Below are 21748 nucleotides of genomic sequence, written 5' to 3'. Positions count from 1 at the left end.
CGGCTCAGCGCCCGAGCGTCGCCGCGATGAAGCCCGCGGACGCCGCGTCCACCAGGTCCAGCACCCGCTCGAAGCCGTCCGCTCCGCCGTAGTACGGATCGGGCACCTCGCGCGAGCCCGCGTGCGGCGCAAACGACATCAGCAGCGCGACCTTCGCGCGCGAGCCCGGCGGCCGTCGCCGCTTCAGGTCGTCGAGGTTGTCGTCGTCCATCGCCAGGATGTGGTCGAAGCGGTCGAAGTCCTCGCGGGCGACCTGGCGCCCGCGCAGCGCCTGCATCGCCAGGCCGCGGCGCTCGCCATGCGCGATCGCGCGTCGATCCGGCGGCGAATCGACGTGGTAGTCGGCGGTGCCGGCGGAGTCGACCTCGATGCGGTCGTCGAGGCCGGCCTCATGCGCCTTGAGCCGCAGCATCGCCTCGGCCGTGGGCGAGCGGCAGATGTTGCCGAGGCAGACCATCAGCACGCGGATCTTGTCGGGGCGGGGATCGGACATGCACGCATTGTGGCGCCAGCCGACGCGGCGACGCTCAGCCCGGCGGCGTGGCGACCGTGCTGCCGGAGATATGGCGGCAAATTCCAGGAGGCCGCCGCCGCATTTGCGGCGTCCTCGCGAGCGGATTCAGGCCGCGACGAGGCAGTCCTGCACGAGTCGCGCGCCTGGGCGCCGGCCAGCGCGACCCGGCCCGTCACTTCCGCGCCGCGCCGGCCGCGGGCACGGCGACCGTGTCGTGGCCCGCCGCTCCGAACGCCTGCTCGCGCAGCAGCGCCAGCTGGTCGCGCACGCGCGCCGCTTTCTCGAATTCGAGGCTCTTCGCGTGTTCCAGCATCTGCTTCTCGAGCAGCTTGATGCGCTTGCCGAGATCCTTCTCGCTCATCGCCTCGACCTCGGCGGCCTGCTGCGCGAACTTCAGGTCGTCCTTGCCCGAGCGCTCGGCCGCGACGCCGTCGATCAGGTCGCGGATCGTCTTGCGGATGCCGCGCGGCGTGATGCCCTGCGCGAGGTTGTGCGCGATCTGCTTCGCGCGCCGGCGCTCGGTCTCGTCGATGGCCCGGCGCATCGAGTCGGTCATCTTGTCCGCATAGAGGATGGCCTGGCCGTTGACGTTGCGCGCCGCGCGGCCGATGGTCTGGATCAGGCTGCGCTCGGCGCGCAGGAAGCCTTCCTTGTCGGCGTCCAGGATGGCCACCAGCGAGACCTCGGGGATGTCGAGGCCTTCGCGCAGCAGGTTGATGCCGACGAGGACGTCGAACACGCCCAGCCGCAGGTCGCGCAGGATCTCGACGCGTTCGACCGTGTCGATGTCCGAGTGCAGGTAGCGCACCTTGACGCCGTTCTCGGTGAGGTAGTCGGTGAGCTGCTCGGCCATCTTCTTCGTCAGCGTGGTGATCAGCACGCGGTCGCCGGCGACGGTGCGCTCGCGGATCTCCTGCAGCACGTCGTCGACCTGGGTCGTCGCCGGGCGCACCTCCACCGTCGGGTCGATCAGGCCGGTCGGACGCACCAGCTGCTCGACGACCGCGCCGGTGTGCGTCTTCTCGTAGTCGGCCGGCGTGGCCGAGACGAACACGCACTGGCGCATCTTGCGTTCGAACTCCTCGAACTTCAGCGGCCGGTTGTCGAGCGCGGACGGCAGGCGGAAGCCGTAGTCGACGAGGTTGGTCTTGCGCGCCTTGTCGCCGTTGAACATGCCGCCGATCTGGCCGATCATCACGTGGCTCTCGTCGAGGAACATGATGGCGTCCCTGGGCATGTAGTCGACGAGCGTCGGCGGCGGATCGCCCGGCTTCGCGCCGGACAGGTGCCGCGTGTAGTTCTCGATGCCCTTGCAGTGGCCCACCTCCTGCAGCATCTCGAGGTCGAAGCGCGTGCGCTGCTCGAGGCGCTGCGCCTCCACCAGCTTGCCCTGCTTGACCAGCTCGTCGAGGCGCCAGCGCAGCTCCTCCTTGATCGTCTCGACCGCCGCGACGACGCGCTCGCGCGGCGTCACGTAGTGGCTGGACGGATAGATCGTGAAGCGCGGCACCTTCTGGCGGATGTGGCCGGTCAGCGGGTCCAGCAGCTGCAGCGACTCGACCTCGTCGTCGAACAGCTCGATGCGGATCGCCAGCTCCGAATGCTCGGCCGGGAACACGTCGATCGTGTCGCCGCGCACGCGGAACGTGCCGCGCGAGAAGTCGGTCTCGTTGCGCGTGTACTGCATGCGGATCAGCTGCGCGATGACGTCGCGCTGGCCGAGCTTGTCGCCGTTGCGCAGGATGAAGCGCATCTGCGTGTAGTCCTCGGGCTTGCCGATGCCGTAGATGGCCGACACGCTCGCGATGATCACCGTGTCGCGCCGCTCCAGCACGCTCTTGGTGGCCGACAGCCTCATCTGCTCGATGTGCTCGTTGATCGACGAGTCCTTCTCGATGAACAGGTCGCGCTGCGGCACGTAGGCCTCGGGCTGGTAGTAGTCGTAGTAGCTGACGAAGTACTCGACCGCGTTCTTCGGGAAGAACTCGCGGAACTCGCTGTAAAGCTGCGCGGCCAGCGTCTTGTTGGGCGCGAAGACGATGGCCGGGCGGCCCATCTTCGCGATGACGTTGGCCATGGTGAACGTCTTGCCCGAGCCGGTGACGCCCAGCAGCGTCTGGAACGCGAGGCCGTCCTCGATGCCCTCGCACAGCTGCGCGATGGCCGTGGGCTGGTCGCCCGCGGGCGGGTACGGCTGGAACAGCTGGAACGGCGAGCCCGGGTAGGTGATGAACTCGCCCTGCGGCGGTTCGCCGTCGGCGGGCGCGGTGGAGGCGGCGTGCGAATAGCCGGCCGCGGTCGGCTCCGGCATGACGTCAGAATCAATCGGCATCGGGTTATCCCTGGCTCATGGCCTAAAATCGGCACGCTGCCGCAGGTGGTTCGTCTCGTCGAGATCCGTCGACGGCCAATCCGACAGCGTAGCGCAACGTGCAGGAGAAAGCTCCCGGCCGCGGCGCAACTCCTTCATCTGCCGCCACACACCGGGCTTTTCAAGCCCTTGCCAGGAACCTGACTCCATGTCGCTGTTTGCCTCCGTCGAGCTCGCCCCGCGTGACCCCATCCTCGGCCTGAACGAGCAGTTCAATGCCGACACCAACCCCGCCAAGGTCAACCTCGGCGTCGGCGTGTACACCGACGAGAACGGCAAGCTGCCGCTGCTGGCCTGCGTGGCCGCGGCCGAGAAGCAGCTCGTCGACGCGCACAAGGCGCGCGGCTACCTGCCCATCGACGGCATCGCCGCCTACGACAAGGCGGTGCAGGGCCTCGTGTTCGGCGCCGACTCCGACGTCGTCACGCAAGGCCGCGTCGCGACGATCCAGGCGCTCGGCGGCACCGGCGGCCTGAAGGTGGGCGCCGATTTCCTCAAGCGCCTGCGCCCCGACGCCAAGGTGCTGATCAGCGACCCGAGCTGGGAGAACCATCGCGCGCTGTTCACCAACGCCGGCTTCGCCGTCGAGCAGTATCCGTACTACGACGCGGCCACGCGCGGGGTCGCGTTCGACGCGATGATCGCCAAGCTGGCCGCGTCGCCCGCCGGCACCATCGTCGTGCTGCATGCCTGCTGCCACAACCCGACGGGCGTCGACCTGTCCAGCGAGCAATGGGACAAGGTCATCGCGACGATCAAGCAGCACGGCCTCGTGCCGTTCGTCGACATGGCCTACCAGGGCTTCGGCTTCGGCATCGCCGAGGACGGCGCCGCCGTGCGCCAGTTCCTGGCCGCCGGCCTCGACTTCTTCGTCTCGACCTCGTTCTCCAAGAGCTTCTCGCTGTACGGCGAGCGCGTCGGCGCGCTGAGCGTCGTGTGCTCGAGCAAGGACGAAGCGTCGCGCGTGCTGTCGCAGCTCAAGATCGTCATCCGCACCAACTACTCGAACCCGCCGACGCACGGCGCGCAGATCGTCGCCACCGTGCTGACCACCCCCGCGCTGCGCGCGCAGTGGGAAGGCGAGCTGGCCGGCATGCGCGAGCGCATCAAGCGCATGCGCGGCGCGCTGGTCGACCAGCTGACCAACGCCGGCGTCAAGGGCGACCTGAGCTACATCGTCAAGCAGAACGGCATGTTCAGCTACTCGGGCCTGTCGGCGACGCAGATGCAGCGCCTGCGCAGCGAATTCGGCGTCTACGGCGTCGACTCCGGCCGCATCTGCGTGGCCGCGCTCAACGACGGCAACCTGGCCTACGTGGCCAAGGCCATCGCGGCCGTGTCGGCCTGATCCGCGCCGCTCCGTGACGAGCCCGGCGACGCCGGGCTTTTACTTGTCCGAACCTCAGCGGAGCGCATCCCGCAGAGCCGTGGTCAACCACGCGATGTCGCCGGCCGAGGCCCGTTTCGCGCTTCGCACGAGCGCCGTGCACGCCAGCAGCATCAGCGCGCAGAAGAGGCCACCGGCCCAGGCATCGCGCTGTCCCGCGACGACCGCGGCGAACAGGATGCGCGCCAGTGCCACGCCGAGGCCGCCGAACCAGACGACCAGGAAGACCTGCGTCGCGGCCGCCATGCCGAATTCGCCCACCAGCACGACCGCGGCGCCCTCTTCGCGGAACTCGCCGCTGAACACCGGGCGGAACGAATTGAGTCGACCGTCGGCCCGGCATGCCAGGCGGACGCTGCCGCCCAGGACGTGGCCAGCCATTGCCGACGCTGCCACGCAGCGCTCGTCCAGGCGCGCCACCGAGTCGGCCAGCGAATGCGCGCTGACGATGCGCCGGTCAAGATCGCCGGGGAAGCGGCATCCGCGCGCCACGCAGAAGATGACCAATCCGACATAACCGAGGATCGCGAGCGATTCGAGCAACGAAAGCAGTGCCATGGACGGAAGCCGGCAGCCGGACGTGCGCGGCAGTGTACGGTCAGGTCAGGCCGCCAAACCGGACGCTGTTCCGCCGATCGGCCGCCCGCCGCAGGTTGCATCATCGTGACACGACCGGAAGACCCGCCCGCGCAACGGGAGCGCGCGTTGCCTTGATGAGCGCGATCCGTGAAATCGGCGTAGTATCCAGACGAATGTTGCACCGCACCAATTAATATCCGAACAAACGCGACAAGCTTTTGTTCAGCAATCGCAGAGAATCCCTGTCGCGACCTGCTGTCGCGCTGCACCGACCGAGCCTCCCGAGGCTGAAAGCGCCATGCTCTACCAACTGTACGAAGCCCAGCGCGCCCTCATGGCGCCCTTCGCCGATTTCGCCGCCGCCACCGCCAAGCTCTACAAGCACCCGCTGTCGCCGTTCACGCACACGCCCGGCGCCCAGCGCCTGTCGGCCGGCTTCGAGCTGCTGCACCGCCTCGGCATGGACTACGAGAAGCCCGAGTTCGAGATCCGTTCGGTCACCAGCGGCGGCGTCGACGTCGCCGTGCAGGAACAGATCGCGCTGCAGAAGCCGTTCTGCCGCCTGATCCGCTTCAAGCGCTTCAGCGACGACTCGGCCACGCTCGACAAGATGAAGGCGCAGCCCTCGGTGCTGGTGGTCGCCCCGCTGTCGGGCCACCACTCGACGCTGCTGCGCGACACGGTCAAGAGCCTGCTGCAGGACCACAAGGTCTGGATCGCCGACTGGACCGATGCCCGCATGGTGCCGGTCGAGGCCGGCCCGTTCCATCTCGACGACTACATCAAGTACGTGCAGGAGTTCATCGGCCTGATCGGCCCGGACGTGCACGTGATCTCCGTGTGCCAGCCCACCGTGCCGGTGCTCGCCGCCATCTCGCTGCTGGCCAGCGAGGGCAAGCCGACGCCGCTGAGCATGACGATGATGGGCGGCCCGATCGACGCCCGCAAGTCGCCCACCGCGGTGAACAACCTGGCGATGAACCGCAGCTACGAGTGGTTCGAGAACAACGTGATCCATCGCGTGCCGCAGAACTACCCGGGCGCCAACCGCGAGGTCTACCCGGGCTTCCTGCAGCACACCGGCTTCGTCGCGATGAACCCCGATCGCCACGCCACGGCCCACTACGACTACTTCCTCGACCTGGTGCGCGGCGACGACGACTCCACCGACGCCCACCGCAAGTTCTACGACGAGTACAACGCGGTGCTGGACCTGCCCGCCGAGTACTACCTCGACACCATCAAGACGGTGTTCCAGGACTTCTCGCTGGTCAAGGGCACCTGGGAGGTCGACGGCCACCTGGTGCGCCCGCAGGACATCAAGACCACGGCGCTGCTGACGATCGAGGGCGAGCTGGACGACATCTCCGGCGCCGGCCAGACCAAGGCCGCGCACGGCCTGTGCACCGGCGTGCCCAAGGAGCGCCAGTTCCACTACGACGTGGAAGGTGCCGGCCACTACGGCATCTTCTCGGGCCGCCGCTGGCGCGACATCGTCTACCCGCAGGTGCGCAACTTCATCTCGCGCTTCGAGACCGAACGCGTCGGCAAGACGGCGGCGGCGAAGAAGACGCGTGCCCCGGCGGTTGCCGCGAAGAAGACACCGGCGCGGGCCCGCAAGACCGCCAAGGCCACGGCCTGAGCCCTGGGATAATCCCAACGGTGAGTCCCACCGTCCCGCCTTTTCGCCAGACCGCGACGCCTCCCGAAGGCGTCGCGTCGCTTCCATTCGCTGCGGTTGCCGAACGCATCGACGCGCTGCTGCCGCAGACGCAGTGCACGCGCTGCGGCTATCCCGATTGCCGCGCGTACGCCGACGCGATCGCCGGCGGCGAGGCCCCGATCAACCAGTGCCCACCCGGCGGTGCCGAGGGCATCCGGCTGCTCGCGCGACTGCTGGGCCGGCCCGAGCTGCCGCTGAACCCCGCGTTCGGCGACGAGGGCCCGCGCCGCGTCGTCTACATCGAGGAGGCCACCTGCATCGGCTGCACGCTGTGCATCCAGGCCTGTCCGGTGGACGCGATCGTCGGCGCGCCCAAGCGCATGCACGCGGTCATCGAGGCCGACTGCACGGGCTGCGAGCTGTGCCTGCCGGTGTGCCCGATGGACTGCATCGCGCTGGAGGACGCCAGCGCCGGCGCCACCGGCTGGGCCGCGTGGTCGCCCATGCAGGCGGACGCGGCGCGCGCGCGCTACGCCGGCCGGCACGCGCGCCTCGCGCGTGACGCGCGCGAGCACGACGAGCGCCTCGGCGCGATGGCCGCACCGGCCGCCGTCGAGGCCGAGTCCGAGTCCGCCGACGACCCGAAGCGCGCCGCGATCGCCGCCGCGCTGGCCCGCGCCCGCGTGCGCGCGAAGGCGCGGCCGCAATGACGCTGGCGGGACGCCGATGACCGGCGCGATCCTCCTGGCCGCATCGGTCGTCGCGGCACTGGGCGCGCTCGTCGTGACGGGCGTGCTGTTCGTCCAGGGCCGCCGGAAGCCGGACACGACAGGCGAGTACGTCGCGCTCGGAAGCTCGTTCGCGGCCGGCATCGGGCTCGGGCCGCGGCCGGCGGGCAGTCCGATCGCGTGCATGCGATCGGCCAACGGCTATCCGTCGCTGCTGGCCAGGCAGCTGGGGCTGTCGCTGGTCGACATGTCCTGCTCGGGCTCCAGCACCCGGCACATCCTGCAGGGCGGCCGGGCCTTTCTCGGGGCGCAGATCGATGCGGTCGGGGCGGCCACGCGCCTGGTGACGATCACGTCGGGTGGCAACGACGTCGGCTACATCGGCGACCTGTTCGCGGCCGCAGGCAAGGCCGGCTTCATCGCTCGATGGCGCGCGACACCGGCCCTGCCCGTCGATGCCCGGGACTTCGGCCAGGTGACCGCGAATCTCGTGCGCATCGTCGACGAGGTGCGCCGGCGGGCACCGAACGCGCGCGTCGCGCTCGTCGGCTATCCGACCGTCGTGCCCGCCACCGGGCCGTTCGGCGCGCTGGAGATCGCCGACGAGGCGGCCGTGCTGTCGCGGCAGGTCGGCGAAAGGCTGCACGAGGCGACGCGCCGCGCGGCCGACCAGGCCGGCGCCATCTTCGTCGACATGCACGCGCCCGGCGTCGGCCACGACGCCTGCTCGGCGCAACCCTGGATCAACGGGGCCTCGCCGACGTCGGGCACGCCGTTCCATCCGAACCGTGCGGGCGCGCAGGCGGTGGCCGATGCCATCGCGAAGGTCCTCGCAGACAAGGCGGAGTCTCCATGACGCAACCCGTTCAGGCCGACGCCTCGACCTTCGACGACGTCGTCCTTCCTTCGCAGACGCACGTGCCGTTGACGCGAGCGCGCTCGAATGCGCTGCTGCTGCTCGTCGCGGTCATCTGGGGCTCGGCCTTCGTCGCGCAGTCGTTCGCGATGAGAAGCCTCGGATCGCTGATGTTCACGGGCCTGCGCTTCGCGCTCGGCGCCGCGGTGGTGGCGCCGTTCGCGTGGCGCGAGTGGCGCATGCTGCGGGCGCGCAACCGGCAGCCGCGGCCACGCGACCTGGTCCATATCGCCGGGCTCGGCACGCTGCTGTTCCTCGGCGCGGCGATGCAGCAGGTCGGCATGCAGACCACAACGGTGACCAACGCCGGCTTCCTGACCGCGCTCTACATCCCGCTGGTGCCGGTGCTCGGCTGGATCGCGTCGCGCCACCTCCCCCACTGGACGACCTGGCTCGCCGCGGCCGGCTGCGTCGCGGGCTCCTGGCTGCTGACGGGCGGCGGCAGCCTGGCCAACTTCCGCACCGGCGACTGGTGGATCATCGCCAGCAGCCTGCCGTGGGCGGTGCACGTGATGCTCGTCGGCCGCGCGGCCAACAAGCTGCACGGCGCGATGCTGGTCGCGTGCGGGCAGTTCATCGCGTGCAGCGCGCTCGCGCTGGTCCTCGGCCTCGCCACCGAGCCCGTCACGGCGCACGGCGTGGGCCAGGCGTTCGGCGCGATCGTCTACACCGGCGTGCTGTCCGTCGGCATCGGCTTCACGCTGCAGGTGGTGGCGCAGCGCCACTCGCGCCCCGCCGACTCGGCGATCGTCCTGTCGTCGGAGAGCGTCTTCTCGGCCGCCGCCGGCGCCCTCTTCATGGGCGACCGCATCGGCGCGACCGGCCTGTTCGGCTGCGCGCTGATCCTCGCGTGCGTGTTGATGGTTCAATTGCAGCCCATCGTCTGGCGATGGTTCGCCGACTCCAACCGCAAGCCCGCATGACGCCCGCCGACATCGACACCTTCTTCGCCACGCTCCAGGCCGCGAACCCGAACCCCGCCTCGGAGCTGCACTACGCGAGCGTGTTCGAGCTGCTGATCGCGGTGCTGCTGTCGGCGCAGGCCACCGACGTCGGCGTCAACAAGGCCACGCGCACGCTGTTCGTCGCGGCGCCGACGCCCGAGCGCATGCTGGCGCTCGGCACCGAAGGCGTGGAGGCGCACGTGCGCACCATCGGCCTCTACCGCACGAAGACCAAGCACCTGCTCGAGACCTGCCGCATCCTCATCGACAAGCACGGCGGCGAGGTGCCGCGCGATCGCGAGGCGCTCGAGGCGCTGCCGGGCGTGGGCCGCAAGACGGCCAACGTCATCCTCAACGTGGCCTTCGGCGAGCCGACGCTGGCGGTGGACACGCACGTGTTCCGCGTCTCCAACCGCACGGGCCTCGCGCCCGGCAAGACGCCGCTCGCGGTGGAGCTGAAGCTGCTCGAGCGCGTGCCGGAGAAGTACCTCGACGACGCGCACCACTGGCTGATCCTGCACGGCCGCTACGTCTGCCTGGCGCGCATGCCCCAGTGCGGCAGGTGCGCGGTCACGGCCGCCTGCGACTGGTACAAGGCCCTGCCCGCGACGGCGCGCCCGAAGCCGGGCCAGGCCGCGCCCGACGCGCGCGCGCTGCGCGACGCCGGAATCGAACCATGAGCCTGCGACCGCTCGTGCTCGCCGCGGCCCTGCTGGTCGCCGCCGCCACGGCGTCCGCTGATCAGGCGGTGCTGCGCATCGTCGACGACGCCGGCCACGAGGTCGTGCTGTCGCATCCCGCGCGCCGCATCGTCGCGCTGGCGCCGCACCTGACCGAGCTGGTGTACGCGGCCGGCGCCGGCGAGCAACTGGTGGCGGTCGGCAAGTTCAGCGACTTCCCGCTCGAGGCCCGGTCCAAGCCCGTGATCAGCGACGCCTTCGCCGTCAACTACGAGGCGCTCGCGCAACTCCGACCCGACCTGGTCCTCGTGTGGGGCAGCGGCACGGCCGAGCGCACCAAGGCCAAGCTGCGCTCGCTGGGCGTGCCGGTCTACGAGATCGAGATCCGCAGCGTCGCCGGACTGGCCGACACCTTGCGCAGCATCGGCCGGCTGGCCGGCACCGACGGCGTGGCGCAGGCGCGCGCGCAGGCGATCAGCAACGACTGGGCAGCGCTGCAGTCGGCCTACGCCGGCCGCAGGCCGGTGCGCGTGTTCTACCAGCTGTGGGACGCGCCGCTGATGACGCTCAGCAACCAGCACCTGATCGCGAGCGCCATCAGCGCGTGCGGCGGCAGCAACGTGTTCGGCGAACTGTCGACGCTGACCGCCACGGTCAGCTGGGAGGTGGCGGTGCAGCGCGATCCCGAGCTAGTGCTGACCGGCGGCGCGCCGGGCGAGGCCGCCAAGCCGGGACGCTGGGCCGAGTTCGCGCAGGTGAGCGCGACGAAGCACGGCGAGTTCGCCAGCATCGAGGGCGACCTGATCGCGCGCAGCGGTCCGCGCTTCGTCGACGGCGCCCGCGAGCTGTGCATGGCGGTCGACCGCGCCCGCCAGGGATTGCCGCCGGTGGTGTTCCCCGCGGCCAAGGCCGCCAGCGCGACGCGCTGAACCCGCCGCCGGGAGAAGAAAGGCCGGTCTTCCCGGGACATTTAACTGTCGGGAAGACCCGGCCTTATCGGCGCTTACCGAAAGCTGCAATTTCTAACAATCAGCTCATGTTTCGGCCACGACGCGCCGAAATCCAGACCATGAGCGCCCTCCTCCATCGCCTTCTCCACCGCAAGCCTGCCGCGCCGACGACGCTTCGCATGAACGTGTGCCCGCCGGACGTCATCCCCAAGAGCGAATCGCTCTGGAGTGCCACGCTGCGCTGGCTGGTCGGCGGCAACGTGGAAGTGGTGCCGGCCCTGCGCACGCCGCTGGAGCGGGCCCGCAGCGAGTTCGTCGCGGCGATGGCCGGCCTGGCCGAGTCCGACCACCACGGCCTGCTCAAGCGCGCCACGCACGCGCGCTCGCTGCGCGAGCTCTGGCACCTGCGCTCCGAGCTCTACACCCTCATCGCGCGCCGCGTCGGCCAGCCCGAGGCCGACGCCCGGCTCGCCCGCGTCAACCAGCATTTCCCCACGCGTGCCCAGCGCACGAGCACGCCCGCTCCGGAGATCGCCGATGTCAACTAGCCCCCGCATCGACCTGCTCGGCCTGTCCGAGCTCGACTCCCAGCTGCTCGTCGAGGCCGACGAGGCAATGTTCGCGGCGCAGCTCTCGCTGCCCGACACGCGATCGGCCCGCATCGAGTCGCGCCGCGCCTTCGTCGAGATGAAACAGCTGTTCATGCGCGCCGTCGAGAACCTCGAGCACCGCAAGGGCGCCTGGCTGCGCGCGCAGGTGCGCGCCGCCGAGGATCCGGTCGACCTGTGGCTGCTGCGCGGTCCGCTCCTGGCGACGCTGCGCGAGGACGACGTCGCCACGCGCACGATGCGCGCCGCGCTCTACCGCACGCTGGACCGGACCTTTCCCGAGGCCTTCGGCAGCGCCGAGGTCGGCGTGCTGTCCGCGCAGCGCTTCTGAGCGGCCCCCGATCGCGCCACGGCCGCCCACGGGCGGCTTTTTTGCGGCCGCCTCCGACACGGGTCGCCGCACCGCAGGCGCCATAATCGGCCGCGTGAACATCATCATCCTCGACGACTACCAGGACGCGGTGCGCAAGCTGCCGTGCGCTTCCAAGCTCAGCGATCTGAACGCCAAGGTGTTCACCAATACCGTCAAGGGGATCGGCCAGCTGTCGGTGCGGCTGCGCGATGCCGAGGTGCTGGTGCTGATCCGCGAGCGCACGCGCTTTCCGCGCCAGTTGCTCGAGAAGCTGCCCAAGCTGCGCCTGATCGCCCAGACGGGCAAGGTCGGCGAGCACATCGACATCGACGCCTGCACGCAGCAGGGAATTGCCGTGGCCGAGGGCGTCGGCTCGCCCTATGCGCCGGCCGAGCTCGCGTGGTCCCTGATCATGGCCTCGATGCGCCGGCTGCCGCAATACATCGCCAACCTCAAGCACGGCGCCTGGCAGCAGTCGGGCCTGAAGGCGGCCTCGATGCCGCCCAACTTCGGCATCGGCATGACGCTGCGCGGCAAGACGCTGGGCATCTGGGGCTACGGCAAGATCGGCAAGCTCGTGGCCGGCTACGGCAAGGCCTTCGGCATGGAGGTGGCCGTCTGGGGCTCGGACGAGTCGCGCGAGCGCGCCAGCGCCGACGGCTACCGCGCCGTCGCGTCGCGCGAGGAGCTGTTCGCCTCGGCCGACGTGCTGAGCGTGCACCTGCGGCTCAGCGAGCGCACGCGCCACCTGATCAAGCTCAACGACCTGCTGCAGATGAAGCCGACGGCGCTGTTCGTCAACACCTCGCGCGCCGAGCTGCTGGAAGAGAGCGCGCTGGTCGCCGCGCTGAACCGCGGCCGCCCGGGCATGGCGGCGGTCGACGTGTTCGAGAGCGAACCCATCCTGGCCGGCCATCCGCTGCTGCGGCTGGAGAACGCGGTCTGCACGCCGCACATCGGCTACGTCGAGCAGAGCAGCTACGAGATGTACTTCGGCGCCGCGTTCGACAACGTCGTCAACTTCATCAACGGCACGCCGACCAACATCGTCAACCCGGACGCCCTCAAGGTCCTGCGCTGAGCCTCGCCGCCGGCCGGACGCGCGAAGTCCGATTGCTTTAGTCTTATATAAGACATAAGACTTCCCTTGCCGGCGCGGCGGGAGTACGCTCGAGCATCGCTTTCGAGGCCATGCCGATGTCCCACACCCCCATCGCCACCGACGCCGAGCCCGCCAGGCTGCCGGCGGCCGACGAGGCGCCCAGCGTGATGTCGGCGACGGCCGGCGTGCCGGTCGACGACGCCGCGCCGCACTCGATCCTCGACGACGATTCGCCGCGCTCGCCGAGATCGCCCGGCGAGATCTTTCTCGTCTTCACGCGGCTCGCGATGCAGGGCTTCGGCGGCGTGCTGCCGATCGCGCAGCGCGAGCTGGTCGAGCGCGAACGCTGGCTCACGCGCGAGCAGTTCCTCGAGCTGCTGGCCGTCGCGCAGGTGCTGCCCGGGCCCAACGTCGTCAACCTGTCACTGATGTTCGGCGACCGCGCCTTCGGCCTGCGCGGCGGGCTCGCGGCACTCGGCGGCATGCTGCTCGCACCCTGGTGCGTGGTGCTCGTGCTGACGGTGCTCTATGCGCACTACGCGCAGCATCCGATCGTCGCGGGCGCGCTGCGTGGCATGGGCGCCGTGGCGGCCGGACTGATCTTCTCAACCGGCCTGAAGCTGTTGCCCGCGCTGCGCAAGAACGTGCTGGGGGCGCCCGCGGCCTACGCGCTGGCGGCGCTGATGTTCGGCTGCATCGCGCTGCTGCGCGTGCCGCTGCTGTGGATGCTGGCCGGCCTCGGCGGCGCGGCCTGCGTCGCTGCGTGGCGGAGGCTGGCGCCATGACGCCGGTCCTGTCCGGCGGCGACTGGCTCGCCGTCTTCGCGCAATACCTGCTGCTGTCGCTCCTGTCGATCGGCGGCGCCATCGGCACCGCGCCCGAGATGCACCGCTTCCTGGTCGAGCAGCACCACTGGATGACCAACGAGCAGTTCAGCGCGTCGGTCGCGATCGCGCAGGCCGCGCCCGGGCCCAACCTGCTGTTCGTCGCCGTGCTCGGCTGGGGCATCGGCGGCTTCTTCGGCATGTGCGTGACGATGGCCGGCATCCTGCTGCCCTCGACCACCCTCACCTACCTCGCAGCGCGCTGGGGCGAGGCGCGGCGCAACACGCGCGGCGTGCAGGCCTTCGTGGCCGGCATGGCGCCGCTGACGGTGGGCCTCGTGCTGTCGACCGGCTTCATCCTCGGCAAGCCCGGCTACGGCAACCCGTGGCTGCTCGTGGCGATGCTGGCGACTGTCGCCGTGTGCGTGCGCACGAAGATCAGTCCGCTGTGGCTGATCGGCGCCGGCGGACTGGTCGGGGCCGTTCTCGGCTAGACCGCGGCCTTGGTGCGCTGGCGCAGCGCCTCGAACAGGCACACGCCCGCGGCCACCGACACGTTGAGGCTCTCGACCGCGCCGGCCATCGGGATGCGCACCAGCTGGTCGCAGGTCTTGCGCGTGAGCTGGCGCATGCCGTCGCCCTCGCTGCCCAGCACGAAGGCGACGGGGCCGGTGAGGTCGAGGTCGTAGAGATCCTGCTCGGCGTCGTCGCTGGTGCCGATGATGCGGATGTCGAAGTCCTTCAGCTCGTTCAGCGTGCGCGCGAGATTGGTGACCATGATGTAGGGCACCGTCTCCGCCGCGCCGCTGGCCACCTTGGCGACCGTCGCATTGACGCCGACGGCGTGATCCTTGGGCGCGACGATCGCGTGCGCGCCCGCGCCGTCGGCCACGCGCAGGCAGGCACCGAGGTTGTGCGGGTCGGTGACGCCGTCGAGGATCAGCAGCAGCGGCGGCCCTTCGATCGCCTCGACGACCTCGTCCAGCGAATGCGGCATCGCCACATGCTCGACGCGCGCGACCACGCCCTGGTGGCGCGAGGTGCCGGCCATCTTGTCCAGGCGTTCGCCGTCGGTCTCGACGATCTTGATGTCGGACTCGCGCGCGCGATCGACGAACGACCGCATGCGCGCATCGCGCCGGTTGGCCTCGACGTGCAGCTCGATGACGGACTTCGGCGCGGTCTTCATGCGCACCGTGATGGCGTGAAAACCGAAGAGGACGCGAGGGCTGCTCATTTGAAGACCAATCTGAAAAGTTCCAGCGAGCCTATCAGGATCGGCTGGTGGAGCATGTAGAAACTGAGCGACCAGCGTCCGAGCACGGACAGTGGTCGCACGAACGACGGGACGCCGCCGGTGAACACGGCGCGCGCATGCACCAGCAGCAGGCTGGCGGCGAGGTAGCCCGCCAGCATCATGCCGAACCAGGGCAGCACGGGCACGTAGTCCTCGGTCTGCGGCAGGTGCGTGATCAGGCCGACCCAGTTGGTGAGGCGGCTGTCGAAGAACGGATCGGAGACGGCGTGCGGCAGCAGCCACGCGACGATCGCGAGCGCCGCCACGCCCGCGAGCGCGAGCGGCGCGCGCGCGAGACGCGCCGGCGGGAGCGCGGTGCCGAGCAGGCGCAGCAGGATCAGCATCACCGCCATGCCGTGCAGCACGCCGAAGCTGATCCAGCTGTGCGGGAACATCTGCAGCGAGCCGATCGACACCAGAAGCGCGCAGCCGGCGACCTGGCCCCAGCGGCGCCAGAAGCGCGCCCAGGTCTGGCCGGCATCGATGGCCACGGCCTGGCCCGCGCCCGCGCCGAGCAGGAACATCGAGACGATGCACAGGCGTTGCGTGGTCCAGAACGGGTCGCCGTAGAAGTTCTGCCGCGCGATGACGTGGAACTGGTTGAGGTCGAACGAGAAGTGGAAGCAGGCCATCCAGACCATGGCGAGGCCGCGCCAGAGGTCGAGACGGTCGAAGCGTTGAGCGGGGAGTCTATTCGTCACGGGCGGGACGATACCTCACGCGGCCGTTGGGTAGCATGGCTGCCATGTCATCCGACCCCGCACACCGCTCCGCCGCCGAACAGGCCCGCTTTCTTGCCGCGCTCACCGAGATGTTCGAGCAGCGCATCCGCTTCAACGAGGTGCTCGGGCTGCGGCTGCAGTCGATCGCGCCGCCCACGCCGTCGCTGCGCTTCGACATGAAGCCCGAGCTGGTGGGCCATTTCCTCTACGGCAGGCTGCATGGCGGCGTGATCAGCGCGGTGCTGGACGCCACCGCCGGCCTCGCGCTGATGGCGGCCATCGCCGACAAGCATCCCGCCGACTCCGCCGACCAGGTGCTGCAGCGCTTCTCGCGCATGGGCACGATCGACCTGCGCGTCGACTTCCTGCGCCAGGGCGTCGGCAAGCATTTCGTGGCGAGTGCCGAGGTCACGCGCCTGGGCGGACGCGTCGGCTCCACGCAGATGCGGCTCGTCAACGAGGACGGCGTGCTGATCGCGACGGGCGCGGCGTCCTACATCCTCGCCTAATCCGCGCGCTTGAGCAGCACGATCATCAGCAGCACCCAGAAGCTGCCGACCAGGTTGGACACCGGCAGCTGCAGCGCGCCCGGCAGCAGGTAGATCGCCACCACCGCCGGCAGCCAAACCATCGCGTTGCCGAGCATCGCGGCGGGCAGGCGCGTGGCGAAGAAGTCGCGATCGAGGCGCGGGCGCATGCGCCGCCACGAGAAGCCGGCCTCCTTCCACTCGAACGCGAGCGCGATCTCGGACACGGCCCACAGCGGGCTGTAGAGCAGCTGGTCGACCGCGGTCTTGGCCAGCACGACGTTCCAGTCGGCGGCGGCGCCGAACCAGTGGGCCTGCAGCCGGTAGAACAGGTCGACCTCGACGCTGCGCCAGCCCCAGAACGCCATCGCGAAGGCCAGCTCGACGGCGAAGTGCTGGCCGCCTGCGCCTTTGAGGCGAAGCACGAGGCGCGGCAGCAGGCCGGCGAACAGCGCGCCGGCCAGGAACGAGTAGGCCGCGCCCCAGGAGAGCTTCAGGCGCAGCAGGTGTTCGAGGACGTCGTGCGCGGGCGTCCAGCGGTCGTAGCCGAGCAGCAGCAGGAGCGTCAGCGTCTGCAGCACGGCACCGGGAATGGCGTTCTGGCGCGCGGCGTCGCGCAGGCGGGCGAGGAGCGGATGGGTCACGGCCGGGCAGTCTAAGCGGCCGTCGTGACGAACGCCCAGGCAGGAGGTGCACAAAATCGCGGCAGCTGCGATAATCCGACGTTGCGCGCGCCACTGGCCCACCTGCCGTCGAAGCGCGCCCTGCCGGACGCCGTCGTCCGCACCCGCCGCCTTCGCCGCGCCCTCGCGACCGCCGCCCACGAGGCGCCGCACTCGCCCTTCTCGAGCCAGACACCATGCATTCGACCCCGTTCAACTTCACCTCGGTGGCGCCGGCCGTCACCGCCGAGATCGAGCTGCTCGCGCCCGCGAAGAACGCCGACATCGGCATCGAGGCGGTGAACCACGGCGCCGACGCGATCTACATCGGCGGCCCGGCCTTCGGCGCGCGCGCGTCGGCGGGCAACGATATCCGCGACATCGAGCGCCTCACGCGCCATGCGCACCGCTACGGCGCGAAGGTGTTCATCACGCTCAACACGATCCTGCGCGACGACGAGCTGGAAGATGCGCGCAAGATGGCCTGGGCCGTGCACGAGGCCGGCGCCGACGCGCTGATCGTGCAGGACATGGGCCTGCTGATGTTGGACCTGCCGCCGATCCAGCTGCACGCCAGCACGCAGACCGACATCCGCACGCCCGAGAAGGCGAAGTTCCTGCAGGACGTCGGCTTCTCGCAGATGGTGATCGCGCGCGAGCTCGACCTGCGCCAGATCCGCGACATCGCCGCCGTCACGCCCAACGCCACGCTCGAATTCTTCATCCACGGCGCGCTGTGCGTCGCCTACAGCGGCCAGTGCTACCTGAGCCACGCGCACACCGGGCGCAGCGCCAACCGCGGCGACTGTTCGCAGCCCTGCCGCCTGCCCTACACGGTCACCGATGCCAAGGGCGGCATCGTGGCGCACGACAGCCACGTGCTGTCGATGAAGGACAACAACCAGACCGCCAACCTCGACACGCTGGTGGATGCGGGCATCCGCAGCTTCAAGATCGAGGGCCGCTACAAGGACATGGGCTACGTGAAGAACATCACCGCCCACTACCGCCGCCAGCTCGACGAGATGCTGGAGCGCCGCCCCGAGCTGCGCGCCTCGTCGGCCGGCAAGGCGACGTTCAACTTCGTGCCCGATCCCGATCGCAACTTCAATCGCGAGTCCACCGACTACTTCGTCACGGGCCGCAAGATGGACATCGGCGCGTTCGACACGCCCAAGCACGCGGGCCTGTTCGTCGGCCACGTCACCAAGGTTGCGGCCGACCACTTCGAGGCGGAGCTCGACGACGCCGACACCGTCCTGAACAACGGCGACGGCCTGACCTACCTCGACCTGCAGAAGGAACTCGTCGGCCTGCAGGCCAACGTCGTCGCGCGCCTGCCGGGTCAAGCGAACCGCTGGCGCATCGAGCCGAACCAGCCGATGTCGGAGCTGAAGGACATCCGCTCGAAGCCGCAGCTGCATCGCAACCGCGACATGCAGTGGGATCGCCTGCTGGAACGCAAGTCGGCGGAGCGGCTGATCGGCGTGTGGATGACGTTGTCGGACGTCGCCGGCGGCCTGCGCCTGGCGGTCAGCGACGAACGCGGCTTCGCGGCGCACGCCGACGCGCTGCTGGAACTGCAGCCGGCGCGCGACGTCGAGCGCGGTGTGGCCATGCTGCGCGAGCACCTGTCCAAGGTCGGCGGGACCATCTTCTCGCTGACCGAGCTGACGATCGCGACGTCGCAGCCGTGGTTCGTGCCGGCCAGCCGACTCAACGCGCTGCGCCGCGAAGCGCTGGAACGCCTGGAGCAGGCGCGCATCGACCAGCGCGAGATCCTGCCCCGCGCCATGCCCGTCGAGCCGCCTGCGCCCTTCCCCGAAGACACGCTCAGCTACCTCGCCAACGTCTACAACCAGCCCGCGCACGACTTCTACCTGAAGCACGGCGTCAAGGTCGTCGAGGCGGCCTACGAGAGCCACGAGGAACTGGGCGAGGTCAGCCTGATGATCACCAAGCACTGCGTGCGCTGGTCGATGTCGCTGTGCCCGAAGCAGGCCAAGGGCGTCACCGGCGTGCAGGGCACGGTGCGCGCCGAGCCGCTCGTGCTGCAGAACGGCAGCGAGAAGCTGACGCTGCGCTTCGACTGCAAGCCGTGCGAGATGCACGTCGTCGGCAAGATCAAGAAGCAGGTGATCAACGAGGCGATGGCCGTGCCGATGACCTTCTTCCGCACGCGTCCGGCGCCGCAGCGGGCGGGGCACTGAGTCAGGCGCCGGCGTCCCTGCGAGCCCGCGCGTCGGCCAGCTCGCTGTCGTTGCGCGCGATGGCCACGCGGAAGCTGGCCGGGTCGTGCAGCTGATCCTGCTGCAGGTCCAGCAGCACGAGATCCGGCCACAAGCCCAGCGCCAACTCGAACAGCCGCGCCGCATGGCTCCAATGCGCGTGCATGCGCAGGCTGACGACGTTCGCGACCGCGCTCACCTCGATCTGGCCGCCGTCGGGCGTTTTCCAGGTGAAGCGCTCGTCGCCGTCGATGCGGATCGCGTCCGGCGCGAACAGCGCGCTCGAACGCGCCGCGTCGCGCAACGGCGCCAGGCTGGCGATCGGCTGCTGGGCCGCCTCGTCGCTGACCCGCTCGCTGACCGGGCCGGGCGACGGCATCGGAGACAGTCTCATCAGCATGAAGTCGTAGCTCACCTGGAACTCCTCAACCGAACCACCAGCGGCGATCGTCATCGACGCTGCGCTCGAACTGGATCAAGCCGAACGCCGCGGCCAGCAGGATCGCGATCGGGATCAGCATGAACCACTTGCGCGCGTTCGGCCGCGCGACGGCCTCGTCGCCGCGGCGGATGCCGTCGCAGGACTTGAAGACGCGGCTGGTGTCGACGGAGACCTCGTCGCCGTCGGCGAGCGCGTTGAACGCCGACCAGCCGACCTCGCACGATTCCACGCGGCCGCCGATGAAGTGCAGGCGGTAGGTGTCGTCGTGGCGCCAGCTCGAGCCGTGGGTGAGCGTGTGGCGGTCGACCCGCAGCGTCTCCGTGCGCTCGCCCGAGAACGCGTCGATCGCCAGCAGGATGGCGACGAGCAACGCCGCGAGGCGGGTGATGACGTCCATGGCGGGCGCGACTTCGAAGTGGGTGCGGCCCAGTCTAGGGACGCCGCCGCGCCCGCGCGCCCTTCAAATTGGGGTGTCGTCGGCTATACGCGACAGTCGCGCCCTCAGGCAGGCACACCGGCGTTCCACGCGTCCACGTAGGCGCGGGCGCGCGAGGCGATCTCCAGGATCGTCAGCTCCGGCTTGAACAGCCCGCCGCCGAGGCCGAAGCCCGTGGCGCCGGCGCGGCGCCACGGGCCGAGGTTGTCCGGCGCAATGCCGCCCACGGGCCACAGCGGCAGGCCCGGCGGCAGCACGGTCGTCAGGCCCGCGAGTCCCGCGTGGGTCATCGCCTCGGCCGGGAAGATCTTCAGCGCGTCGGCCCCGGCGCGCCACGCGGCGAAGGCCTCGGACGCGGTGAACACGCCGGGCACGACGCGCATGCCGCGTTCGCGGGCGCGCCGCACCACGCCGGCGTCGAAGTGCGGCGAGACGACCAGCGACGCGCCCGTGTCGCCGACGGCGTCGACCTGCGCGGTGTCGAGCACGGTGCCGGCGCCGATCCAGGCATCGGCCGGCGCCAGCGGCACGATGGTGGCGATGGCGGCGATCGCGCCGGGCCGGTTGAGCGGCACCTCGAGCGCGCGGAAGCCCGCGTCGAACAGCACCCGCGCGACGTCGGCCGCCCGTTCGGGCTGCAGGCCGCGCAGGATCGCCACGAGCGGCAGCTCGGGCGGCCAGGTGGTCGGATTCGATTCGGTCATGCAGTCAACTCCTGCGTCGCCAGCGCGCGCCAGGCGGCCAGCTGGATCTGCCGCGCATCGAGCGATTCGAGGCGCCGGCCGTGGTGGTGTGCGCAGGCGGCATGCAGCGCGGCCAGCGCCGGCTCGCCGATCACCCGCACGGGCTCATCGGGCGAGACCTGGCGCTGGGCATCGGCCCATTCGGCGCCGATCAGCAGGCCGCTCACGTAGGCCGCCGCCGCGCCCGGCGCGAGCCCGCCCGTGACGACGCGGGCGCGAGCGCCGAACAGCGCGTGCGTCAGCACGGGATGCGCGGCGGCCTCGGCGACGCCGCGCAGGAACTCGGGATCGTCGGCGACGCTGTCGTGCCGCAGGCCGGCGGCGTCGTCGGCACTGGCCGTCTGCATCGCGCTGGCGAGCGTGCCGTGCTGGCGCAGCAGCGCGAACAGCTCGCCGGTCATGTAAGTGCGCAGCTCGGTGATGCGGCCGGCGTGCAGCCGCACCCACTTGCTGTGCGTACCGGGCAGCACGTAGCTGCCGTCGGCGGCGTCCGCGCCCAGCAGATGCAGCGCACCGAACAGCTGCGTCTCCTCGCCGCGCATCACGTCGACCTCGCCGGCCGCGCCGCGCACGCAGTAGCCGGGCGCGATGGACCAGCGCTTGCCGGGCGGCGCCTCGGCCACGGGCGCGAGATGTCGCGCCAGCGCGGACAACGGCGTCGCGGCATCGAGATAGGGCACGGCCTGCCAGCCGATGGCCGCGCCCACCATGCCGGCCATGACGACCGGCAGCGACGCGCTCGCTTGCGGCAAGCTTGCCACGAGCGCCTCGAGCGACGCGCCGAAGCGGCCCTTGCAGGCCAGCGCGCCCTCGCCGTCCGCGCGCTCCGCGATCAGCGTGCCGTCGCCGGCGATCAACGCGGCGCGGCGATGCGTGGTGCCCCAGTCGATGCCGATGAACGCAGCGGTCATGTCGAAGATAAGGTCGGGGCCGGACCAGGCCGACCCCTCGCGGTCACGGGATCAGAACCAGATTTCCAGCTGCGCGCCGTACGACACGGCACTCGTCTTGTTGGCCGGGAAGTTGTAGTTGTTGGCGGTGTCCTGCGCCGCGGCCTTGTTGTAGTCCGCGTA

The 21748-nt window shown here is 70.3% G+C and carries 24 protein-coding genes; 14 read left to right on the top strand and 10 right to left on the bottom strand.

The genetic code is table 11. The features are described 5' to 3' along the window. Positions 1-4: 4 nt before the first annotated feature. Entirely contained in the window at positions 5-493 is a 489-nt protein-coding gene (locus LPC04_RS09435; RefSeq protein WP_275681968.1) for a low molecular weight protein-tyrosine-phosphatase, read from the bottom strand. Positions 494-686: 193 nt separating this feature from the next. Next, positions 687-2825 (bottom strand): excinuclease ABC subunit UvrB, encoded by a 2139-nt coding sequence (gene uvrB, locus LPC04_RS09430; RefSeq protein ID WP_275682649.1) that lies wholly within the window; start codon positions 2823-2825, stop codon positions 687-689. Between the two features lie 208 nt (positions 2826-3033). On the opposite strand from uvrB, the gene LPC04_RS09425 reads away from it, so the two are divergent. Beyond that, positions 3034-4233, top strand: coding sequence for an amino acid aminotransferase (locus tag LPC04_RS09425; RefSeq protein ID WP_275681967.1), 1200 nt, complete (start codon positions 3034-3036; stop codon positions 4231-4233). Positions 4234-4287: 54 nt separating this feature from the next. Here the strand turns inward: LPC04_RS09425 and LPC04_RS09420 are convergent, their stop codons facing one another. Next, entirely contained in the window at positions 4288-4815 is a 528-nt protein-coding gene (locus tag LPC04_RS09420; RefSeq protein WP_275681966.1) for a hypothetical protein, read from the bottom strand. 334 nt (positions 4816-5149) lie between these two features. On the opposite strand from LPC04_RS09420, the gene LPC04_RS09415 reads away from it, so the two are divergent. From LPC04_RS09415 to LPC04_RS09365, 11 genes are all read left to right on the top strand, one after another. Further along, positions 5150-6493, top strand: coding sequence for a polyhydroxyalkanoate depolymerase (locus tag LPC04_RS09415; RefSeq protein ID WP_275681965.1), 1344 nt, complete (start codon positions 5150-5152; stop codon positions 6491-6493). Positions 6494-6513: 20 nt separating this feature from the next. Continuing rightward, complete coding sequence (gene rsxB / locus LPC04_RS09410) at positions 6514-7224, top strand: electron transport complex subunit RsxB (protein WP_420854711.1); 711 nt, start codon at positions 6514-6516, stop codon at positions 7222-7224. Positions 7225-7240: 16 nt separating this feature from the next. Next, complete coding sequence (locus LPC04_RS09405) at positions 7241-8098, top strand: SGNH/GDSL hydrolase family protein (protein WP_275681964.1); 858 nt, start codon at positions 7241-7243, stop codon at positions 8096-8098. After that, positions 8095-9081 carry a DMT family transporter gene (locus LPC04_RS09400; protein ID WP_275681963.1) on the top strand — a complete coding sequence of 329 codons (987 nt, stop codon included), beginning with the start codon at positions 8095-8097 and terminating at the stop codon, positions 9079-9081. The genes LPC04_RS09405 and LPC04_RS09400 overlap by 4 nt, the downstream gene beginning before the upstream one ends. Continuing rightward, on the top strand, positions 9078-9782 hold the full coding sequence (gene nth, locus LPC04_RS09395) for an endonuclease III (RefSeq protein ID WP_275681962.1): 705 nt from the start codon (positions 9078-9080) through the stop codon (positions 9780-9782). Before LPC04_RS09400 ends, nth begins: the two co-directional genes overlap by 4 nt. Next, the gene (locus LPC04_RS09390; RefSeq protein WP_275681961.1) at positions 9779-10711 is read left to right on the top strand and encodes a cobalamin-binding protein; all 933 of its coding nucleotides are present in this window, start codon (positions 9779-9781) and stop codon (positions 10709-10711) included. The genes nth and LPC04_RS09390 overlap by 4 nt, the downstream gene beginning before the upstream one ends. A 140-nt stretch (positions 10712-10851) precedes the next feature. Continuing rightward, the gene (locus tag LPC04_RS09385) at positions 10852-11280 is read left to right on the top strand and encodes a hypothetical protein (RefSeq protein WP_275681960.1); all 429 of its coding nucleotides are present in this window, start codon (positions 10852-10854) and stop codon (positions 11278-11280) included. Further along, positions 11270-11671, top strand: coding sequence for a hypothetical protein (locus LPC04_RS09380; protein WP_275681959.1), 402 nt, complete (start codon positions 11270-11272; stop codon positions 11669-11671). The genes LPC04_RS09385 and LPC04_RS09380 overlap by 11 nt, the downstream gene beginning before the upstream one ends. Positions 11672-11765: 94 nt before the next feature. Then, the gene (locus LPC04_RS09375; RefSeq protein WP_275681958.1) at positions 11766-12773 is read left to right on the top strand and encodes a D-2-hydroxyacid dehydrogenase family protein; all 1008 of its coding nucleotides are present in this window, start codon (positions 11766-11768) and stop codon (positions 12771-12773) included. Between the two features lie 116 nt (positions 12774-12889). Then, positions 12890-13579, top strand: coding sequence for a chromate transporter (locus LPC04_RS09370; protein ID WP_275681957.1), 690 nt, complete (start codon positions 12890-12892; stop codon positions 13577-13579). Continuing rightward, positions 13576-14112: a chromate transporter gene (locus tag LPC04_RS09365; RefSeq protein ID WP_275681956.1), complete on the top strand. Its 537-nt coding sequence runs from the start codon at positions 13576-13578 to the stop codon at positions 14110-14112. Before LPC04_RS09370 ends, LPC04_RS09365 begins: the two co-directional genes overlap by 4 nt. Here the strand turns inward: LPC04_RS09365 and rlmB are convergent. Both rlmB and LPC04_RS09355 read right to left on the bottom strand, forming a co-directional pair. Next, the gene (gene rlmB, locus LPC04_RS09360; RefSeq protein ID WP_275681955.1) at positions 14109-14855 is read right to left on the bottom strand and encodes a 23S rRNA (guanosine(2251)-2'-O)-methyltransferase RlmB; all 747 of its coding nucleotides are present in this window, start codon (positions 14853-14855) and stop codon (positions 14109-14111) included. The two genes, LPC04_RS09365 and rlmB, sit on opposite strands and share 4 nt — an antisense overlap. Continuing rightward, a complete protein-coding gene (locus tag LPC04_RS09355) occupies positions 14852-15616 on the bottom strand; it encodes an acetyltransferase domain-containing protein (protein WP_275681954.1) in 765 nt (254 codons plus the stop codon). Before LPC04_RS09355 ends, rlmB begins: the two co-directional genes overlap by 4 nt. A 44-nt stretch (positions 15617-15660) precedes the next feature. Between LPC04_RS09355 and LPC04_RS09350 the strand changes: the two genes are divergently transcribed. Beyond that, a complete protein-coding gene (locus LPC04_RS09350; RefSeq protein ID WP_275681953.1) occupies positions 15661-16146 on the top strand; it encodes a thioesterase family protein in 486 nt (161 codons plus the stop codon). Here the strand turns inward: LPC04_RS09350 and LPC04_RS09345 are convergent. After that, the gene (locus LPC04_RS09345) at positions 16143-16808 is read right to left on the bottom strand and encodes a hypothetical protein (RefSeq protein ID WP_275681952.1); all 666 of its coding nucleotides are present in this window, start codon (positions 16806-16808) and stop codon (positions 16143-16145) included. The two genes, LPC04_RS09350 and LPC04_RS09345, sit on opposite strands and share 4 nt — an antisense overlap. Positions 16809-17023: 215 nt before the next feature. On the opposite strand from LPC04_RS09345, the gene LPC04_RS09340 reads away from it, so the two are divergent. Beyond that, the gene (locus tag LPC04_RS09340) at positions 17024-19036 is read left to right on the top strand and encodes a peptidase U32 family protein (protein WP_275681951.1); all 2013 of its coding nucleotides are present in this window, start codon (positions 17024-17026) and stop codon (positions 19034-19036) included. A 1-nt stretch (position 19037) separates the two neighbouring features. On the opposite strand, the gene LPC04_RS09335 is transcribed toward LPC04_RS09340, so the two are convergent. The 4 genes from LPC04_RS09335 to LPC04_RS09320 all read right to left on the bottom strand — a co-directional run bounded on the left by LPC04_RS09335 (position 19038) and on the right by LPC04_RS09320 (position 21586). Further along, a complete protein-coding gene (locus LPC04_RS09335) occupies positions 19038-19508 on the bottom strand; it encodes a hypothetical protein (RefSeq protein WP_275681950.1) in 471 nt (156 codons plus the stop codon). After that, entirely contained in the window at positions 19480-19893 is a 414-nt protein-coding gene (locus LPC04_RS09330) for a hypothetical protein (RefSeq protein ID WP_275681949.1), read from the bottom strand. Before LPC04_RS09330 ends, LPC04_RS09335 begins: the two co-directional genes overlap by 29 nt. 104 nt (positions 19894-19997) lie before the next feature. Further along, positions 19998-20636: a 2-dehydro-3-deoxy-6-phosphogalactonate aldolase gene (locus LPC04_RS09325; protein ID WP_275681948.1), complete on the bottom strand. Its 639-nt coding sequence runs from the start codon at positions 20634-20636 to the stop codon at positions 19998-20000. Next, on the bottom strand, positions 20633-21586 hold the full coding sequence (locus LPC04_RS09320; protein WP_275681947.1) for a 2-dehydro-3-deoxygalactonokinase: 954 nt from the start codon (positions 21584-21586) through the stop codon (positions 20633-20635). The genes LPC04_RS09325 and LPC04_RS09320 overlap by 4 nt, the downstream gene beginning before the upstream one ends. Positions 21587-21748: the final 162 nt, after the last annotated feature.

The sequence above is a fragment of the Scleromatobacter humisilvae genome (assembly GCF_023231945.1).
GTDB lineage: Bacteria > Pseudomonadota > Gammaproteobacteria > Burkholderiales > Burkholderiaceae_C > Scleromatobacter > Scleromatobacter humisilvae.
This window is presented reverse-complemented; position numbering and strand designations above follow the sequence as displayed.

Bases quoted from the DNA above. Each gene is read 5' to 3' on its own strand.
- rlmB (WP_275681955.1), bottom strand. From the start codon at position 14,855: ATGAGCAGCCCTCGCGTCCTCTTCGGTTTTCACGCCATCACGGTGCGC.
- LPC04_RS09320 (WP_275681947.1), bottom strand. From the start codon at position 21,586: ATGACCGCTGCGTTCATCGGCATCGACTGGGGCACCACGCATCGCCGC.
- LPC04_RS09400 (WP_275681963.1), top strand. From the start codon at position 8,095: ATGACGCAACCCGTTCAGGCCGACGCCTCGACCTTCGACGACGTCGTC.
- LPC04_RS09380 (WP_275681959.1), top strand. From the start codon at position 11,270: ATGTCAACTAGCCCCCGCATCGACCTGCTCGGCCTGTCCGAGCTCGAC.
- LPC04_RS09385 (WP_275681960.1), top strand. From the start codon at position 10,852: ATGAGCGCCCTCCTCCATCGCCTTCTCCACCGCAAGCCTGCCGCGCCG.
- LPC04_RS09325 (WP_275681948.1), bottom strand. From the start codon at position 20,636: ATGACCGAATCGAATCCGACCACCTGGCCGCCCGAGCTGCCGCTCGTG.
- uvrB (WP_275682649.1), bottom strand. From the start codon at position 2,825: ATGCCGGAGCCGACCGCGGCCGGCTATTCGCACGCCGCCTCCACCGCG.
- LPC04_RS09335 (WP_275681950.1), bottom strand. From the start codon at position 19,508: ATGACGATCGCCGCTGGTGGTTCGGTTGAGGAGTTCCAGGTGAGCTAC.
- LPC04_RS09415 (WP_275681965.1), top strand. From the start codon at position 5,150: ATGCTCTACCAACTGTACGAAGCCCAGCGCGCCCTCATGGCGCCCTTC.
- LPC04_RS09435 (WP_275681968.1), bottom strand. From the start codon at position 493: ATGTCCGATCCCCGCCCCGACAAGATCCGCGTGCTGATGGTCTGCCTC.
- LPC04_RS09425 (WP_275681967.1), top strand. From the start codon at position 3,034: ATGTCGCTGTTTGCCTCCGTCGAGCTCGCCCCGCGTGACCCCATCCTC.
- LPC04_RS09330 (WP_275681949.1), bottom strand. From the start codon at position 19,893: ATGGACGTCATCACCCGCCTCGCGGCGTTGCTCGTCGCCATCCTGCTG.
- LPC04_RS09370 (WP_275681957.1), top strand. From the start codon at position 12,890: ATGTCCCACACCCCCATCGCCACCGACGCCGAGCCCGCCAGGCTGCCG.
- LPC04_RS09340 (WP_275681951.1), top strand. From the start codon at position 17,024: ATGCATTCGACCCCGTTCAACTTCACCTCGGTGGCGCCGGCCGTCACC.
- nth (WP_275681962.1), top strand. From the start codon at position 9,078: ATGACGCCCGCCGACATCGACACCTTCTTCGCCACGCTCCAGGCCGCG.
- LPC04_RS09405 (WP_275681964.1), top strand. From the start codon at position 7,241: ATGACCGGCGCGATCCTCCTGGCCGCATCGGTCGTCGCGGCACTGGGC.
- LPC04_RS09350 (WP_275681953.1), top strand. From the start codon at position 15,661: ATGTCATCCGACCCCGCACACCGCTCCGCCGCCGAACAGGCCCGCTTT.
- LPC04_RS09390 (WP_275681961.1), top strand. From the start codon at position 9,779: ATGAGCCTGCGACCGCTCGTGCTCGCCGCGGCCCTGCTGGTCGCCGCC.
- LPC04_RS09365 (WP_275681956.1), top strand. From the start codon at position 13,576: ATGACGCCGGTCCTGTCCGGCGGCGACTGGCTCGCCGTCTTCGCGCAA.